A 15,666-nucleotide genomic window follows, 5' to 3' on the forward strand; every position below is an offset into this window, starting at 1 on the left:
GATACGCAATTACGAGCATTCTTAAGGAATGGGAATTAAAGGATAAAAAACGTTTTGGGTTTTGCCGGTTCCGGCCATGTATCCTCACCAAGCAACTGCCGGATATTGATTTCAATAGTACGTGCAATTGCCGTCATCGGAATATCGCTCGGACGGTTCCTGAACGGATCTTGTAGATTGTATGCAGTCTTTTCCGCCAGGAAAAACAAGGCAGCAATCAATACCAATAGTGGAATCTCAAATAGTGCGTGGACATCCTGTATCGCAATCGACAAGGTGATGAGGAAAAGATAGATCGCCGCATGCAAGAACAACCGGTATGTGACGGGGAATACCGTTGTGTTAATACGTTCTGCTCGTCCCATCGAATCTACCAGGCGAACGAGTGTCTTATCAAGTTGTACACGACAAAACACATCCAGTGCACCTCGATTGGCCAGTTCCTTGATAGCGTATGCTTGTTGCTGTGTAAGGGCAAGGGCTTTATTTTGGTGGTTTGATAGCTTTGCAATATCTTCTTGCCGCAGGCATCCGGTATCGCGTGTCAATGGATTCAGCCCACGTAACGAATCACCCAATGCATAGCACCAAGCGATTTGCCGGTGTCCGATTTCAGTAATGACAGCCTGATGCTCGGCGGTCAAGTAGCTCTGCAGTTGTATGACCAAGGTCCGCGAATCGTTTACGATGGATCCCCAGATTTTCCGCGCCTCCCACCACCGTTCATAAGACTGGTTCATCTTGAAGGAAAGTAAAATGGAGATCGCGGTACCCAAAAACGCCGGTACACCTAATGGCATCTCAGGTAAACGGTCCGACAAGAGGTAGGTAAAGGTGTTGAAGATCAAACCGACAATAAAAACTACCGCTACTTCGAGTTTAACTTTATTAAACATGTAGCGGAATGGTATACCTTTGGTTTTTATAAGCATAGATAACTTGCGTATGATGAAGCGGGTCCGTGTTTTTCGATAAACAACATTTACCCCCAGATGTTTTGATAAATTAACGTGTTTTATTACGCGTATTTGATGCGTATACTGTACGTAGAAAGCGTTATCCGTACGCACCATAATAGGCTGCCCCGATTAGCGCAGCCTTGCTATTCAATATCGTTTTTATGGATACGCTTTGTAACAGTTCAGACATGCGCGAATTCTGAATAAATTGTTGCCGGAACAGCTCTCTACGCAGCAATGGGTAGATCCTGGGTGGTATACCGCCGCCCAGCAGGAGTCCTCCCGTTGCTTTATGCTTCAACACCAGGTTAGCGGCTTCCCGTGCCATATAGCCTACAAATAACTCCATTGCCATGATGCAAGTACCATCCAGCTCACGCATAGCCGCATGACTAATTACAGCGGCCGGGTCACGGTTATGCTTAAAATTTTTCGTTAGCCAGGCAGGTTCTTTACGGCCCTTTATGTCGCGCAGAAAGCGGTAAATCCGGTAAATACCCGGACCCGACACAACGTGCTCCCAACTTACGATATTGAGCTCCGCTTTCAGGTGAGTCCACAGTTCGATATCGAATTCCGTTCGGGGCGCAAATTCGCAGTGCCCGCCTTCCGTTGCAAATGGTCGGTGGGCCTCGCCATCCCAGAAAATACCCGCCTCCCCTAATCCGGTGCCGGGAGCCAAAATGGTCATATTGCCCGAATTCGTCGATCCATTGTCATATATCGTAGCGATATCTTCTTGCGCCAATCCAGCCAACCCATAGGCTGTAGCTTCCAAGTCGTTGATAAGCACAACACGCTCAACGCCGAGATCGCGCTCCAAACGGCTGCCGTCGAGCTCCCACTGCAAATTCGTCAGCTTCACCGTGTTGTCTAAAACAGGACCTGCAACACCGATGGATAACATGGACGGTACACGCTGGCTATCGGCCCGGAATGTTTCAAAAAGCGCTTCAAATGTAAGATGTTCCCCGGATGGGAAAGTGGCCTCACGCAAAAGCGAAAGCTTTTCGCGTTGCACTTCAAACAAACCCAAGCTCGTCTTGGTGCCACCAATGTCGGCAGCCAAGATCAGCTGTTTTCGCGTATCAGGCTTTCCCTTTTTCGGCAGATACAATAGATATGACATTGTTTTTGTATTAAAATGCAGCATATCCGGTTATAACGGGATAACCGAGAAATGTTGTTAAGATAAGCTATGGGGTTGGGATTTGCAAATCGTACTTTTGTATATCAGATTTGCGATAATGAGAAATCAAGCTGAACAACGGATTGCGGACACTGAAGCGGCATACTCCAGCGTTAGAATCGCTGTTCCGACAGCCTATGCAGACGTGTTTTCCCATTTTTATTTTGCCGAAAATAATACGGATGAAGTCGTCGCCAGAACGTTGCTGCCATCCTATCAAACTATTTTAGTTTTCTGTTTTGGCAAAAATGCATTGCTGCGAACGCAGCAAAACACTCCGCTCGAAGTGGACAAATGCCTGGTTTTGGGCCCGATAAAAAAGGCATTTGATTACGCGTTATTTCCGCAATCCAGCATATTAGTCGCCAATTTTAAACATGACGGTTTTTATCGTTTCTTCGGTACCGCTTCAATCAGCGAAAGACCATTGTTGCATCCCGATGAGCTGTTGGAGGAAAACTGTTTTACGGCGCTATGGGCCGAACTCAATCAAATACCCGAAGTAATGCGCCGTGTGGATTATATGCTTGACTTTTGTAAACCTTACCTGGGCCGGCGCAATATTATTGCCGAGCGGTTAGCAAATTTCAACAAACAAAACCTGGACCCGATTAAAGCAGTTGCCAATGAGCAAACCCAGACTGAAAGGAATATTCAGCTCCACCATAAAAAGCATTTCGGCTATTCAGCTAAAGAACTAAACCGGTATCGGCGATTTTTGAGTGTCATCGAACGGATACAAGTGATTGCAACCAACCACTCCAGAATGGATTGGTTTGAAGTCATCGACGAATGTGGTTATTATGATCAAAGTCAACTGATTCACGACTTTAAGTATTACCTCAATATGACCCCGGTGAAGTACTTGGAATTCCAGCAGGATATTTGCAATCCAATGAGCTGATTTCGTTTTCTTACAATTTACGCGGATAATGGCGTACTAACTTTGTCTCAAACAAATAAGTAACATTATGAGACATTTAATCATTTACGCCCACCCCCATCCGCAGAGCTTAAACGGGAGGTTAACACAAAAACTCGCTTTGCATCTGTCGAAAAACGGACACGATATTAAGGTCAGGGACTTGTACAGACTAGATTTCAATCCGGTGCTATCCCTACAGGATATGGAAGGGCAACGCGCAGGAAAGGTGGCCGATGATGTCAGAAAAGAGCAGGAATTTATTCAATGGGCTGATTGTATCACCATCATTCACCCCATTTGGTGGACGGGCCTGCCGGCCATCATCAAGGGCTACATCGATCGCGTATTCAGCTATGGTTTCGCTTACCGTTATGACCAGGGCATTCAAAAAGGGTTACTTACTGAAAAAGCTGCGGTGATCATCAACACACACGGCAAGTCGCAGGCTGAATATGAAGCCATTGGCATGGATAGAGCACTGTCTCTCACCTCCGATACCGGTATATACGCGTACTGTGGGCTTACAGTTAAACGGCATTTTTTCCTCGATAAAGCAGACCGTGCTACGGATACCCGGCTTGAACATTGGATAAAGCAAATTAACGAGGTATATGACACCGTTTTTATTGCATAATTCATTAATCCTTTTTTACTTTTGTATAAGGTATCCAAGGTGTCCCAAAGCAAACGCATGAAGACAAAATTATCCGGACGGCTCACCAGCATTGTTGATGCATTGCCCTTGACAGACGACATCAGGATTTTGGAAATCGGTTGCGGCTCAGGTGGAATGGCGAGGGAAATTTCAAGGCGAATCGGCAATGGACATATTCTTGCCATTGACCGCTCCGCAAAGGCTATACAACAAGCTATAACAGGCTCTCAAGCTGAAATAGAAACCGGTAAACTTTCCTTTAAGCGAGTTGCCATAGAAAGGTTTGAGCTTGAACCCAACGAAGAATTATTTCACATAGCTGTTGCAATACGAGTCGGAGCATTGGATGGGCGACACCCCGAAATTGAAAAGCAATCGTTGACAAATATTGCAAAAGCGCTGAAGGAAGACGGAAAACTATTTATTGACCGAGGAACCCCATTAAGGGAGATATCACTCGACTTATACAGAGAAAATGCCGGCCGCCAGCATAACGGTCAAACACCTAATAAGAAAGGCAATGAATACAAGCGATAAACACAATGAGCGTATAGCTAAAATGACGTTTGCATCCGTGTATCCGCATTACGTCACAAAGGTAGAAAGTAAGGGCAGAACCAAAGAAGAACTGCATCAGGTCATTGAATGGCTGACAGGTTTTGAAGAAAGAAAACTACAAGCGCTTATCGATGAGAACGCAACGTTTGAAACATTCTTTGAGCAAGCAACATTGAATCCCAATGCTCATCTCATTACAGGTGTAATCTGCGGTTATCGAATAGAAGAAATCGAAAATCCATTGACAAAAAAAACGAGATATTTGGACAAGCTGGTGGATGAACTGGCAAAAGGGCGGAAAATGGAAAAGATTTTAAGAACGCCTTGAAGGGATTTGCTCAAGCACGCTTGGCCGACCTGTTAAAGCCTTCTTCTAAAAAAATTCGGACATTAAGTACATTACCTTGCTGGTTCTCGCTGTCAAACGTGAACAGCTTGCGCTTGTCCACGGTGTAATCCGGTCCCTCGTATATAATCGCTTCTTCGCTGATTTTCCCCTCGATTTCCGCCAATCGACCGAGGCACATATCCCTCGCGAATGTTGCCACCGCCTGAATGATGACGAGTTTTTGGCGGCAATTGGCTTGAAATTTGCCGGATACCGTGGCTGCTGCCTTTGCTTTCCTGTTATTTACCGCTTCCTTTGTTGTTGTGGCCTTTAGGTTGAGTCACTCAGTTGCGGTCGCAAGGGAATCCCGTCTTCATTCGAGGACTGGATGATGGTACCCTTCTTTATTATTCAACGTGATTTGATGGTTTTTCCTGACGAACTTCGAGGGCCGACATGCTTGCTTTCGGGAAGTTAATAATCCGCAGCCACTTCAATAACAGGACAATGGGGTATACCGGATCGATTTCGTGCCAGCGCCTGCCGAAGTTAACCGAAGAAGGGTGTTTATGATGGTTGTTGTGATAAGACTCGCCGAGCATCAGTACGTCAACCACCAGCAGGTTTCGTGAAGTGTTTTTAAGCCTGAAATTGATGTAACCGTATTTATGCGCAAACCAATTGATCACAGCCCCATGAAAGGCACCCATGGTAACGACGATGGGAAGCAGCAGGAACCACCAGAAGCTGCTGGCAAACACCAGAAAAAAGGCTATATAGGCGGCTACCCACAGCACTCTCGAAAGCGGTGTATTGCCCCACCCGGTCAAGCCGCTCCCAATTGGGCAGTTTTTTTGTAAACCGCTCTTCCACCAGCATACGCCGCCTGTCAATGTCGAGGTAAGTATTCCGGGTGCGCCACATCATGGCAAAGATATTCGATGAAAAGTTAGGTGAGTGGGGATCGCGCTCGGTATCGGTATACGCGTGATGCATGCGGTGCATGATGGCGTAGGCCCGAGGGCTCATGTAGGAGGAGCCTTGTGTGATATATGAAAAAAGGAAGAAAAAACGTTCCCAAAACCGGTTCATCGTAAATGATCCGTGCGCTGCATACCGATGCTGGAAAAAGGTTTGCGAGAATAACGAGAGGTACCATATCCCTACGAAAAAAAATAAAATGACCATGATGATGGGCTTTAAAATGTAAACGATGGATGCAGAGATCGAATATTAAAGCCCACTTTGGTTGTGGTAAGAGGAAAGTGGTAACCCGGAGACGTGTATCTGTATCGCATTAATTACCATAAAGGTAGGTTATTTGTTTGGAAAAAACGCCGCAACACCCGTATTTATTTTTTTCATCCCCCCTAATCACGGTACGATGCTTTCATAGGGCTTTTCAAAGGTATGTTGCAGCGCCAGGTACGAAATGAGATAGGCTAAGGTGCTTTCCGCTCCCTGGTTGCGGTTTACGCCGTCGTGTTGCAGCCCATCGCAGCAACCATGGGTATCGAAATCATAAATGCTCACGCGGAGATCGTTCTCGCCCAAGAACCACATGAATGACGTATACAGCCGGCTGAGGTAACGGGGATCTCCCGCATAGTTGTACGCCTGGAAGTAAAGCAGCACCATGGCCATGGCATCAACGGGCTGTTGGGCAAATGGCGATGGAACACCGGTTTGCATATACCAATTCTCGTTTCCGATGAGACTCAGGTGCCCCTTGGACAGGGTATGCGATTCCAAGAATGCCAGGCTTTCAAACGCCACATCCCTGAATGAGGCATTGTTTGTCACCTCGGCCGCACACAGCATGGCCATGGGCAGCAGTCCATTGTCATAGGCCAAAAGCGATTCATACCAATGCCAGGTGTCCGTTCGGTGCAGTTGATAGGCCTCATAAAGACGTTGGGCGAGCTTCCGAGCCAATTCGACCATCTCTTCGTTTGATGGATTGTCTTTCAAATAGTAATAAAGGCCTATAAGTGTATTGGCAATGCTCCGGATAGACTTCAGGCGTTCAAAATGGGGTACCGAATTGGCAAAGAGCCGTTGTACAACCTGATAATAGGCGTCCATCGGCGAATAGGCCGTAGCATATCCGAGCGCCCAGACAGCCCTTCCAAAGGCATCCTCCGAACTCACTTCATCGAGGAAACTCCGATTGAACCCCATGAAGTTCCGGAACGTGCCATCCGGGTTCTGCGCGTAATTCAGGTAGCCAAGGTAAACAGCGATTTGTTTGAGCGCCGCCTCACTGTTGGTCCGCCTGTAAGCCATCAGCATCATGAGCAGCGCGCGTGCATTGTCATCAAGGCAATACCCTTCGTGGTAATTCGGTATCCCGAAGTTGGCATGCTGGAATATGCCCACCCGATCCGTGAGCCGTTCGATGTGGTCGAAGCGCAATGGAGGCAGTATGCTGCGGTCCAATGCCGGATCCTTTTTGAGGATCGCTTTAGGGACGTTGGCCATGAGATCTCTGGTAAGTTCATGGTACCTTGCTCCCGTTTTCGGCCAGGTGATGGTTTTCCCATATTCCCCCGCCTTGTCGCGTAAGGATTCCAATTTATCGGGATGTGCGAGTAAATCCACCAGCAGGTTGGTCAGTTGCCCCTCATCGGCGAAATTGAACAGCTCCCCCCGCCCTTCGGCCAATAGCTCGGCCGCGTGCCAATAGGGAGTGGATACGACGGCTGAACCAACACCGACTGCATAAGACAGGGTGCCACTGGTAATCTGTGCTTCATTGAGGTAGGGAGTGAGGTAAATGTCGGAGGCCGCTAGGTATTTGAACAAATCGTCTTCCGATGCGTACTGATTAAGGAATACCACGTGGTCTTCGAGGCCAAGTTTCTTGACCAGCCGGTGCAAAAATAACCGATATTCTTCGCCCGCGTGCCGGACCACATTGGGATGCGTTTTACCAAGGACAACGTACACGACGTCGGGGTATCTGGCTACCACCTGCGGCAAAGCGCATATAGCCGTTTCGATCCCCTTGTTTCGGCCAAGGAAGCCAAATGTCAGCAATACCTTTTTTGCCTCCAGCCCCAACTCAAGCCGGGCTGCTGTCCGATCGTACCGGATGGCCGGCACACCGTGCGGCACCAGTTCGATTTTTTCGGCCGGTACCCCATACGTTTGCTGCAGTATCTCCGCTGCCTTGTGGGCCATGACGATCAATTTGCCGGCAACCCTGGTGATTTCTTTCATCACCGCCAGCTGATTGTAGGATGGCTTATTGAGCACGGTGTGGAATGTAGCCATCACGGGAACGTCCAGACTATGCAGCAACGTCAGGATGAATATGCCGTTCTGCCCGCCGAAAATACCAAATTCGTGCTGGACAATACATACATCCACCTGGTTTTGGTTAATGAAATCAGCCGCCTTGAGGTACGTGCCATGGTCGTCCTGGTCGATGATAAATTTCACTTCCGGAGGATACATATAAGTACTGCCGGGATCATTGATGGCGACGACAAAATTGCCTGATGTCCCGGAACCGTCGCCGGTAGATTGGAAGAGGTGCTGCGTAAATGACCCGATACCGCATTGGCGGGGGGCGTAAGTGCCGATAAAAGCTATTTTCATTCGAATTATTATTAATTTTTGTCTGCTTTTCGGTATTAATGAATGCTTCGCAGTTTGTTTTAATGGCAATGAAGCTTGCATAAATTAATCATGTCCTTTTGTTTATGGCAATTTATGCAGGTTTCATCTGATTAATTTTAGGAGTGTAGGTTTTTTCACCGTCTGTTTGCTTTCAAACGCGCTCAAGCGATTGCTACGATTAATTTATTGCCTTTTGTTTATGGCAATTTATGCACGTCTCTTGGGGTGTAATTTTTAACTGTAGAAAAGGCGGCAAAAGACCGTCGTAAAGAGCTTGAAGGAAAAACGTGCTGACAAGAAGGAGAAACAGGCAGAGAAACGCAGGAAAGATTAATTCCTGAAGTGGATCAGCTTTTTCCCTTCCGTAGAATGCTGCAACCAAGCCAATGCCTTGGTTTTGATCTGCCTCACACGTTCGGTAGCCAATCCCAACTGCCGACTGATTTCTCCAAGGTTTTTCGGTTCAGACCCACCGAGTCCGAAAAATAGTTTCAGCACCAGTTGCTCCCGTTGCGGGAGCCTGCGTATCGCATCCCCGACAACGATTTCCAGCGAATCGCTCATCGCCTGATGGTCCGTCGGCACCCCGCCATCAGGCAATGAATCCAATAAGCTCATATCCGGCGAATGAAGGGAGGGGGCATCTACCGAAACCTGCTTGTTGCCGTTTAACAATATGCGGCCCAATCGCTCAGACGAAACGCCAAGCACCTCGGCCAGCTCCTCCACGGTAGGTTCACGCTCCAAATGCTGCTCCAGCTCGGATTGCGACCGCTTCACTTTGACCAAATCAGCGATTTGGTTTAATGGTAGACGGACCGTGCGCGACTGCACGGAAATGGCCGACATGATGCTCTGCCTGATCCACCAGACGGCATAGGATATAAATTTAAAGCCGCGTGTCTCGTCAAACCGTTTCGCTGCTGTGACCAGCCCCAGGTTTCCCTCGTTGATCAGATCCTCAAGCACCACGCCCTGATGCTGGAATTGCTTGGCTACCGAAATCACGAACCGAAGGTTCCCATTGACCAACCGGTTCAACGCCGCGGTGTCCCCTGCTCGTATCCGGACGGCCAGCGCAACTTCCTCATCGCCGGTGATCAAGTCATATTTACTTATATCATGCAAATAGCTATTCAGGGATCGATTGGCGCGGTTGGTAATCGATTCGGATATTTTCAGTTGCCTCATGTGCTGCTTTCGTGTGAAGGGTATGCCGTAAATGTAGGCAATTAAGTCGGACAGATTGGGGAAAACCCGATAATATCCTGCCGTTGCGCCATCCTTTCTGAATTTCCGTGCTCACCAGGTGTGAGTGCTGTCGTGTGCTAACACTTTTTTAAACAAGTCATTGCAATTTACATCATTCAATTTCATCGACTGTAAATAGTCAATAACTAAGATCTCGTACACTTTGCGTCCTGCAAGCGCGGTGTGGAAGGAATAAAAAACCACCAGGGTTAATGCCCGGTGGTCTTCATACAATATCTGAAAAATAGAAATTAAATCAATTTTACGTTTACTGCATTGAGGCCCTTTTGGCCCTGCTCGACTTCAAATGAAACATCATCATTCTCGCGGATCTGGTCTTTCAACCCGGAAGAGTGAACAAATACCTCTCGTCCACCGTCTTTTGGGGTGATGAAACCGAAACCCTTAGTCTCATTGAAAAATTTTACTACGCCTTCTTGCATGGCTTTTGAATAAAAATGAATTGAATTATTAATTGGCTTAAAGGTAAGAATAAAATATTGTAATTCAGCGTTTTTTATTTCGGTAGAGCGAGATCGTATACTCCTAGGTATACCGCGGAAGTTGGTGATGCTGCAAGACACCATATTGATATAATAAAATATGCAACACCTTTTGCACAAGCGGAAACCTGCGCGACACTGATAATGGAGCAGGCGGTTAAGCGGTAGGTATTTTATACGCCACGGCATTCATATTCACGCCAGCGCCCATGGAAGCAAATACAATCACACTTCCTTTCTGCAGGACTTGATCAGTTAATTTCCCTTTATGCATCAAGTCGTATAAAGTGGGTAATGTTGCTACAGAACTGTTCCCGAGCCATGAAATCGTCATGGGCATCATGTCTTTTGGCGAGCTACTCAGGCCATATAGTTCAAATAGGTTCCTCAGGATCGCCTCGTCCATTTTTTCATTTGCCTGATGGATCAGCACTTTATCGACTGCCGTGACTGATAGACCCGATCGGTCAAGACACTCCTTCATGGTTTGTGGCACGGCCTTCAACGCATACTCGTACAGCTTCCTGCCATTCATTTTGAGGAACAGGTGATCGTGGCTGTATTCAGGATTAGAAGACTTGCCCATGCGTAATACATAAGCCAGTTCGGCGGCGTAAGACTTAGTGGCATGGCTCAGTACGCCCTCCGGTGTGTCACGCTGCCTGGCTTCCAAGACAACAGCTCCGGCTCCATCGGCGTAGATCATACTATCCCGGTCGTGCGGATCGGAGATCCGTGAGAGTGTTTCCGTTCCGATGACCAATACCCGTTTGGCACTGCCGTTGCGGATGTAAGTATCTGCCTGGATCACACCTTGTAACCAGCCGGCACAACCGAAAGGCAAATCATAGGCGATGGTTGACGGGTTTTTGATAGTTAAACGATGCTTGACCCGGGATGCCAACGTCGGCACGAATTCACTTCTGCGGTTATCTGCCCTGATGTCGCCAAAGTTATGGGCAACGATGATATAATCCAGTGTTTCCCCGTCTATCCCGCTTGACACCAGCGCGTCCTGTCCGGCGAATGCGGCAATGTCAGACGCTACCAGGTCATCGGTCACGTACCTTCTTTCCTGGATACCGGTAATCCGGCCAAATTGCCTGATTATCTCCGCATTCATTTTTTTCAGCCTGGTACCATCTTGGTCATAAAAGGCATGTTCAAGGAAATCTTCGTTTCGTATTCTTCTGGTCGGAATATAACTGCCGCTTCCAACAATAACGGCATAACTCGGATGATCCATTGGGTTGTGATGTATGAATTATTCCTTTCCAAGGAGCTTTAGCATTTTTGCAGATCGGATTATTGCCCATTAAAGAACAAGCTTGCAGAAGTATTGTTTAGCAAAAATTAATCGGACCGGATGTCTATTTTAGTTAGGGCTTGTGCTGCTGAGATACGCGAAAGCATGTATGGGTGTAACTCTTGCCGGGGTGATCCGGGCGATACCCGCCTTGGTAATATCACGGTCGAATGGTCCAAGTAACGCTATTTAACCTTGCTGTAATCATCTTCAGGGTAGTCAAAATGGCTTCTTCCTCTGGTAATTGTCCGTACACTGGGTCTTTGAAATTGCCAGTATAAGCGGTGCGCAGCCCGCGCCAGCTATTTTCCAAATCTTGCTCAAAGATTTTCCGAAACGCGTTATCCGCCTTTTTCAACGCCCAAGACGATATATCCGACTTCAAGTAAAACCCCTTCTTTAATGCCGGGAGCAGCATCAAAGAAAGACGGATAGTATCGACGATCATGATCAGGTCTTTGAAATCCCTGTGATGATGAAGATAGTCCGCGCGCTTAGCGAGACCCTAAACCAACCATTTTTAGGGTCTCGCTAGAACAGGGAATTATTGAATGATCAAAAAGGCTTATAAAAGAAAAAACCCTATAAACGCGCTGTTTATAGGGTTTTGATAGAAAGGATTCCTTTGTTGCGGAGAGGGCGGGATTCGAACCCGCGATACGCTCAACACGTATACACACTTTCCAGGCGTGCTCGTTCGACCACTCTGACACCTCTCCGTAATACCGGGATGCAAAAGTAAGAGTTTTTCAGCATATCACAACACGGAATAATGAATATTTCAATGTCCTCCGCCCTTACGTATCTTGAACACATGCAAGATAGCCGGGAATATTGCGTCCATGGTTTCGCGTACGCCCTTCGGAGAACCGGGTAAGGTGATAATCAACGTGTCTCCCATAAACCCAGCTATCCCCCGCGATAACATGGCCAGTGCCGTGCGCTCTTGGCCATAACGCCGGGCAGCTTCCATCACGCCGGGTATTTCTTGATCAAGCAAAGGCTTAATCGCTTCGGGAGTGACGTCACGGACGGATAATCCTGTCCCCCCACTGAAAAGGACAAGGTCATATCCTTGCGCATGTAGACGCATTGCTGTCTCCTGGATTTGGCTCACTTCGTCCGGCACAACGGTAAATTCGCTGGGCGCTATCTCCCATTGTTGCAGCATATCGACCAGCACCTTCCCCGACACATCGGTTTCAAGTCCGGCCGAAATGCGGTCGGAGCAAATCACCACCGCACACTTGAAGCCAGGCAGTACGGCCACCTTATGATCCGACTTGCCCCCGCGTTTACTTTCAAGCCTTACGGACTTTATTTCCAGTTCTTTATCAATGGGCTTCAGCATATCATACAGCGTAAGCGCTGTTATCATTGCCCCATGCATAGCTTCGACCTCCACGCCTGTTTTGTAGATGGTATGCACTTCAACCCGGATTTCTATCAACTGGTCCTCCATGCGGTAGGTGATAGCTGCATATTCAATGGGCAACGGATGGCAATCAGGGACCACATCGCTGGTTTTTTTAATAGCCAACAGGCCGGCTGCACGGGAAAATTCAAGTACATCTCCTTTCGGTACGCTTCGCTCCTGTACGGCCCGGATTGTTTCCGCATTCGAGACTTTCACGGTCGCCAGCGCAATTGCCTGGCGGAGCGTCGTCGTTTTGTGCGTAATGTTTACCATGTTATTGATTTGTCTTCCATTGGTATTCTTCGCCTGCAAAGTGCTCTTTGCCCCAGATAGGCAGTTCACTCTTTATACGCTCCACAAGCTCCCCGCACGCGTCCATGGCCGGACGGCGATGGCCCGCGGCCGCAAGTACAAAGAGACAAATTTCACCCGCCAAAACGGTGCCCAAGCTATGCTTCACCACGATTCCATTCAGTGCATAGCGCTGGCAGACGTCAACGGCAATCGCCTCCAGATGCTCGTCAACCATAGCCGTATACGCTGTATATTCAATGGCTGTTACCGACTTCCCTCCAACAACGTCTGCCCGTACCTGACCGATAAAACAGGAGTACGCCCCCACCGTCGTTTCAGCGGCGTATTGTTGGACGCATTGGGCGACCATCGTAGCCGGAATGGCGCCTTGCACAAAAATCGGTTTTGCAGTTACTCCCATGTTGTTATATCATTACTTTGATAAGATGCACGCGCCGTCATGCGCCACTTCTCCTAACCTAACCACCCGAAAAAGGCGGTAAGAAGGCTATCTCGGCGTGCGTAGCGAGCCGCGTATTTTGGCGAACGATTTTCCGGTCCACGGCGATTACATAGGTAGCCTTTTGGAGCGCCGGATATCGCGTGTAAAGCCACCGCAAAAGCTCATCTGTATCATCCACCTGTGGTGCGCCCACGTTTGAACAGCCCGTAAGCTCGATCAGCTGCCCGAAAAACTGTACTGATAACGTATTACTCACCATACATTCGGTAAAAATAACTTAAATGAAGCCACAGCCAATACCATGGCCAATAAAAATTTTATCGTTCGCTGCTGAAAACGCAAGGCTCCGAAATACGATCCCAACAGTCCACCCGAAAAAGCAATCACTACATATGCCGCCATGTCCGAATCGAAGGAAACACCTTGGTTAAGCTGTCCTGCCAGGCCCGAAAGCGAATTGGCGAAAATAAACAAAGCGCTGATGGCTGCAGCTTGCTTCTGGTCCGCCCAAGCCAGCAATAACAAAACAGGAGATAGGATGATACCACCGCCGATACCCAGTATTCCTGAAAGCAAACCGATTGTGGCGCCGACGAGCAACAACCATACGGTCTTGGGGTTGGCCGTACCGTCCACCTTGATGTCGCTAAAAAACAAGAAGCGGACAACAGGTATCAGCAGGAATATACCAAGCATCTTCTTATAAGCATCCGAATGTAGCGCCAGGCTCCCCCCCACGAATGCCATTGGCACGGAAGCCAGTGCCAGCGGGATGAACAGCTTGCGATTGAAGTAATGCCCCCGGTAATAAAAAATAAACGAAGTCAACGAAACAAAGAGATTAAGTAATAACGCAGTAGGTTTCATGATTTCCGGCGTCGCACCGAACAACGCCATAAGCGCTAAATAACCGCTGGCACCACCGTGACCGACAGACGAATACAAAAAAGCTACACAAAAAAGCAATAGATAAAACCAAAGTATATTATCCATAATGGGGCAACAGGTGTATATCGACTTTCTCATTCGCTTCATAATGCCGTTCCGTTTCGTCGAGTACGACAAAGCAGTTGGCAACGGCAAACGTACGCATCCGATAGGATTCCTGGGCTGGGAGGATGGCCACATATCCATCTCGGTACAAGCCCTTGAGAAAATGCGTAAGCTGGTTGTTTTTTTTATACGCTGCGGCCAGCGGCACTTGCAAAACCGTCAATAAATCGTTATGCCCTGTAAGCCTGCGCAGCACCGGCCATACGTATTGATAGAAACAGGTCAATACGGACGATGGGTTCCCCGGCAATCCAAACACCGGTTTGTTGTTTTTCCGACCCGCGAAAAGCGGTTTCCCCGGCCGTTGTTTAACGCGATGGAACAATTGTGTTATACCGCAGTGCTTAGCCGCTCTCACCACAAAATCGTATTCACCTACACTCACCCCGCCAGTAAGCAAGACCACATCCGATACCTGCAAAGCGATGGCCAGCGCTTCGGCTGTCGCTTCAAAAGTGTCCGCCGTATACTGAACTGATACATCCGTGATTCCCATCTGAGCCAGTGCCGCCCGCAGCATCGACGAAGATGCTTCGTATACTTGACCATGTGATAAGGTTTCACCCGGTTGTTTCAGTTCGTCACCCGTAATAATCAATGCAACAACCGGTGGTTCATAAACAGTTACCCTATCGCACCCCACTCCCGCAAGGAAACCCACAGCTGCAGCGCTAAGCGGCGTTCCGTGTGCCAATGCAACTTCTCCCGCATTGATTTCGGCACCTCGGATCCGGACATGGTCACCCCGCTTTATATCCGCTTGATTAATATGCAGCTGACCACCGATCACTTCGGCACGTTCCTGCATGACCACTGTGTCTGCGCCTTCCGGCAGTGGAGCACCGGTGAAGATGCGTGCGGCCTGGCCCTGCCCTATCGCTATCCGGTCGGCCATGCCGGCTGGCACTTCACGGATCACAACCAACGGATCGCGGGGCTTCCATTCGTTATAGGCAAACGCGTAGCCGTCCATCGATGACTGGTCAAAGGCCGGCACGTCTACTTGTGCACAAACGTTTTCCGCCAGCACGCGCCCAACGGCTTCAGGCAGCGCCTTGCATGCCGTCTTTGCATGGAAGTTTTGGTGTGCTAAGATGGTCTTAGCCTCAGATACTGAAATAATTTGATCGCTCATCGTCTG

At 48.3% G+C, this 15,666-nt stretch carries 19 protein-coding genes and 1 tRNA gene; 4 read left to right on the plus strand and 16 right to left on the minus strand.

The window, feature by feature from the left end; translation table 11 throughout:
- Positions 1-35: 35 nt before the first annotated feature.
- Together B5X72_RS06050 and glk are read right to left on the minus strand one after the other, a co-directional pair.
- Positions 36-896, minus strand: a complete 861-nt coding sequence (locus tag B5X72_RS06050; protein WP_233632595.1) for a bestrophin family protein — start codon at positions 894-896, stop codon at positions 36-38.
- 160 nt (positions 897-1,056) lie between these two features.
- Positions 1,057-2,088: a glucokinase gene (gene glk / locus B5X72_RS06055; RefSeq protein WP_079716046.1), complete on the minus strand. Its 1,032-nt coding sequence runs from the start codon at positions 2,086-2,088 to the stop codon at positions 1,057-1,059.
- Positions 2,089-2,206: 118 nt separating this feature from the next.
- On the opposite strand from glk, the gene B5X72_RS06060 reads away from it, so the two are divergent.
- From B5X72_RS06060 to B5X72_RS06075, 4 genes are all read left to right on the plus strand, one after another.
- Entirely contained in the window at positions 2,207-3,052 is an 846-nt protein-coding gene (locus B5X72_RS06060) for an AraC family transcriptional regulator (protein ID WP_079715910.1), read from the plus strand.
- A 67-nt stretch (positions 3,053-3,119) separates the two neighbouring features.
- On the plus strand, positions 3,120-3,707 hold the full coding sequence (locus tag B5X72_RS06065; RefSeq protein ID WP_079715911.1) for an NAD(P)H-dependent oxidoreductase: 588 nt from the start codon (positions 3,120-3,122) through the stop codon (positions 3,705-3,707).
- 57 nt (positions 3,708-3,764) lie between these two features.
- Positions 3,765-4,265 carry a class I SAM-dependent methyltransferase gene (locus tag B5X72_RS06070; RefSeq protein ID WP_079715912.1) on the plus strand — a complete coding sequence of 167 codons (501 nt, stop codon included), beginning with the start codon at positions 3,765-3,767 and terminating at the stop codon, positions 4,263-4,265.
- Positions 4,249-4,614, plus strand: coding sequence for a DUF2200 domain-containing protein (locus B5X72_RS06075; protein WP_079715913.1), 366 nt, complete (start codon positions 4,249-4,251; stop codon positions 4,612-4,614). The genes B5X72_RS06070 and B5X72_RS06075 overlap by 17 nt, the downstream gene beginning before the upstream one ends.
- 10 nt (positions 4,615-4,624) lie before the next feature.
- Here B5X72_RS06075 and B5X72_RS20510 read toward each other — a convergent pair whose 3' ends face one another.
- From B5X72_RS20510 to B5X72_RS06135, 14 genes are all read right to left on the minus strand, one after another.
- Positions 4,625-4,834 (minus strand): hypothetical protein, encoded by a 210-nt coding sequence (locus tag B5X72_RS20510; protein ID WP_139378553.1) that lies wholly within the window; start codon positions 4,832-4,834, stop codon positions 4,625-4,627.
- Between the two features lie 187 nt (positions 4,835-5,021).
- Positions 5,022-5,375 carry a fatty acid desaturase gene (locus B5X72_RS21120; protein ID WP_262497465.1) on the minus strand — a complete coding sequence of 118 codons (354 nt, stop codon included), beginning with the start codon at positions 5,373-5,375 and terminating at the stop codon, positions 5,022-5,024.
- On the minus strand, positions 5,281-5,802 hold the full coding sequence (locus B5X72_RS06080; protein WP_262497466.1) for a fatty acid desaturase: 522 nt from the start codon (positions 5,800-5,802) through the stop codon (positions 5,281-5,283). Before B5X72_RS06080 ends, B5X72_RS21120 begins: the two co-directional genes overlap by 95 nt.
- Positions 5,803-5,988: 186 nt before the next feature.
- On the minus strand, positions 5,989-8,217 hold the full coding sequence (locus B5X72_RS06085) for a glycosyltransferase family 4 protein (protein WP_079715914.1): 2,229 nt from the start codon (positions 8,215-8,217) through the stop codon (positions 5,989-5,991).
- 351 nt (positions 8,218-8,568) lie between these two features.
- Positions 8,569-9,429, minus strand: a complete 861-nt coding sequence (locus B5X72_RS06090; RefSeq protein WP_079715915.1) for a sigma-70 family RNA polymerase sigma factor — start codon at positions 9,427-9,429, stop codon at positions 8,569-8,571.
- 311 nt (positions 9,430-9,740) lie between these two features.
- A complete protein-coding gene (locus B5X72_RS06095; RefSeq protein WP_079715916.1) occupies positions 9,741-9,932 on the minus strand; it encodes a cold-shock protein in 192 nt (63 codons plus the stop codon).
- 217 nt (positions 9,933-10,149) lie between these two features.
- Entirely contained in the window at positions 10,150-11,238 is a 1,089-nt protein-coding gene (locus B5X72_RS06100) for a 3-oxoacyl-ACP synthase III family protein (RefSeq protein WP_079715917.1), read from the minus strand.
- 220 nt (positions 11,239-11,458) lie between these two features.
- Entirely contained in the window at positions 11,459-11,746 is a 288-nt protein-coding gene (locus tag B5X72_RS06105) for a hypothetical protein (protein WP_079715918.1), read from the minus strand.
- A gap of 183 nt (positions 11,747-11,929) precedes the next feature.
- Positions 11,930-12,017 (minus strand) — tRNA-Ser (locus tag B5X72_RS06110).
- A 62-nt stretch (positions 12,018-12,079) separates the two neighbouring features.
- Complete coding sequence (moaCB, locus tag B5X72_RS06115) at positions 12,080-12,988, minus strand: bifunctional molybdenum cofactor biosynthesis protein MoaC/MoaB (protein ID WP_079715919.1); 909 nt, start codon at positions 12,986-12,988, stop codon at positions 12,080-12,082.
- 1 nt (position 12,989) lies between these two features.
- Positions 12,990-13,430, minus strand: coding sequence for a molybdenum cofactor biosynthesis protein MoaE (locus tag B5X72_RS06120; RefSeq protein ID WP_079715920.1), 441 nt, complete (start codon positions 13,428-13,430; stop codon positions 12,990-12,992).
- A 58-nt stretch (positions 13,431-13,488) separates the two neighbouring features.
- Complete coding sequence (locus B5X72_RS06125) at positions 13,489-13,731, minus strand: MoaD/ThiS family protein (RefSeq protein ID WP_079715921.1); 243 nt, start codon at positions 13,729-13,731, stop codon at positions 13,489-13,491.
- Positions 13,725-14,465 carry a sulfite exporter TauE/SafE family protein gene (locus tag B5X72_RS06130; RefSeq protein WP_079715922.1) on the minus strand — a complete coding sequence of 247 codons (741 nt, stop codon included), beginning with the start codon at positions 14,463-14,465 and terminating at the stop codon, positions 13,725-13,727. Before B5X72_RS06130 ends, B5X72_RS06125 begins: the two co-directional genes overlap by 7 nt.
- Positions 14,458-15,660 (minus strand): molybdopterin molybdotransferase MoeA, encoded by a 1,203-nt coding sequence (locus B5X72_RS06135; protein ID WP_079715923.1) that lies wholly within the window; start codon positions 15,658-15,660, stop codon positions 14,458-14,460. Before B5X72_RS06135 ends, B5X72_RS06130 begins: the two co-directional genes overlap by 8 nt.
- Positions 15,661-15,666: the final 6 nt, after the last annotated feature.

This window comes from Parapedobacter luteus (genome assembly GCF_900168055.1).
GTDB classification, from domain to species: Bacteria; Bacteroidota; Bacteroidia; order Sphingobacteriales; family Sphingobacteriaceae; genus Parapedobacter; species Parapedobacter luteus.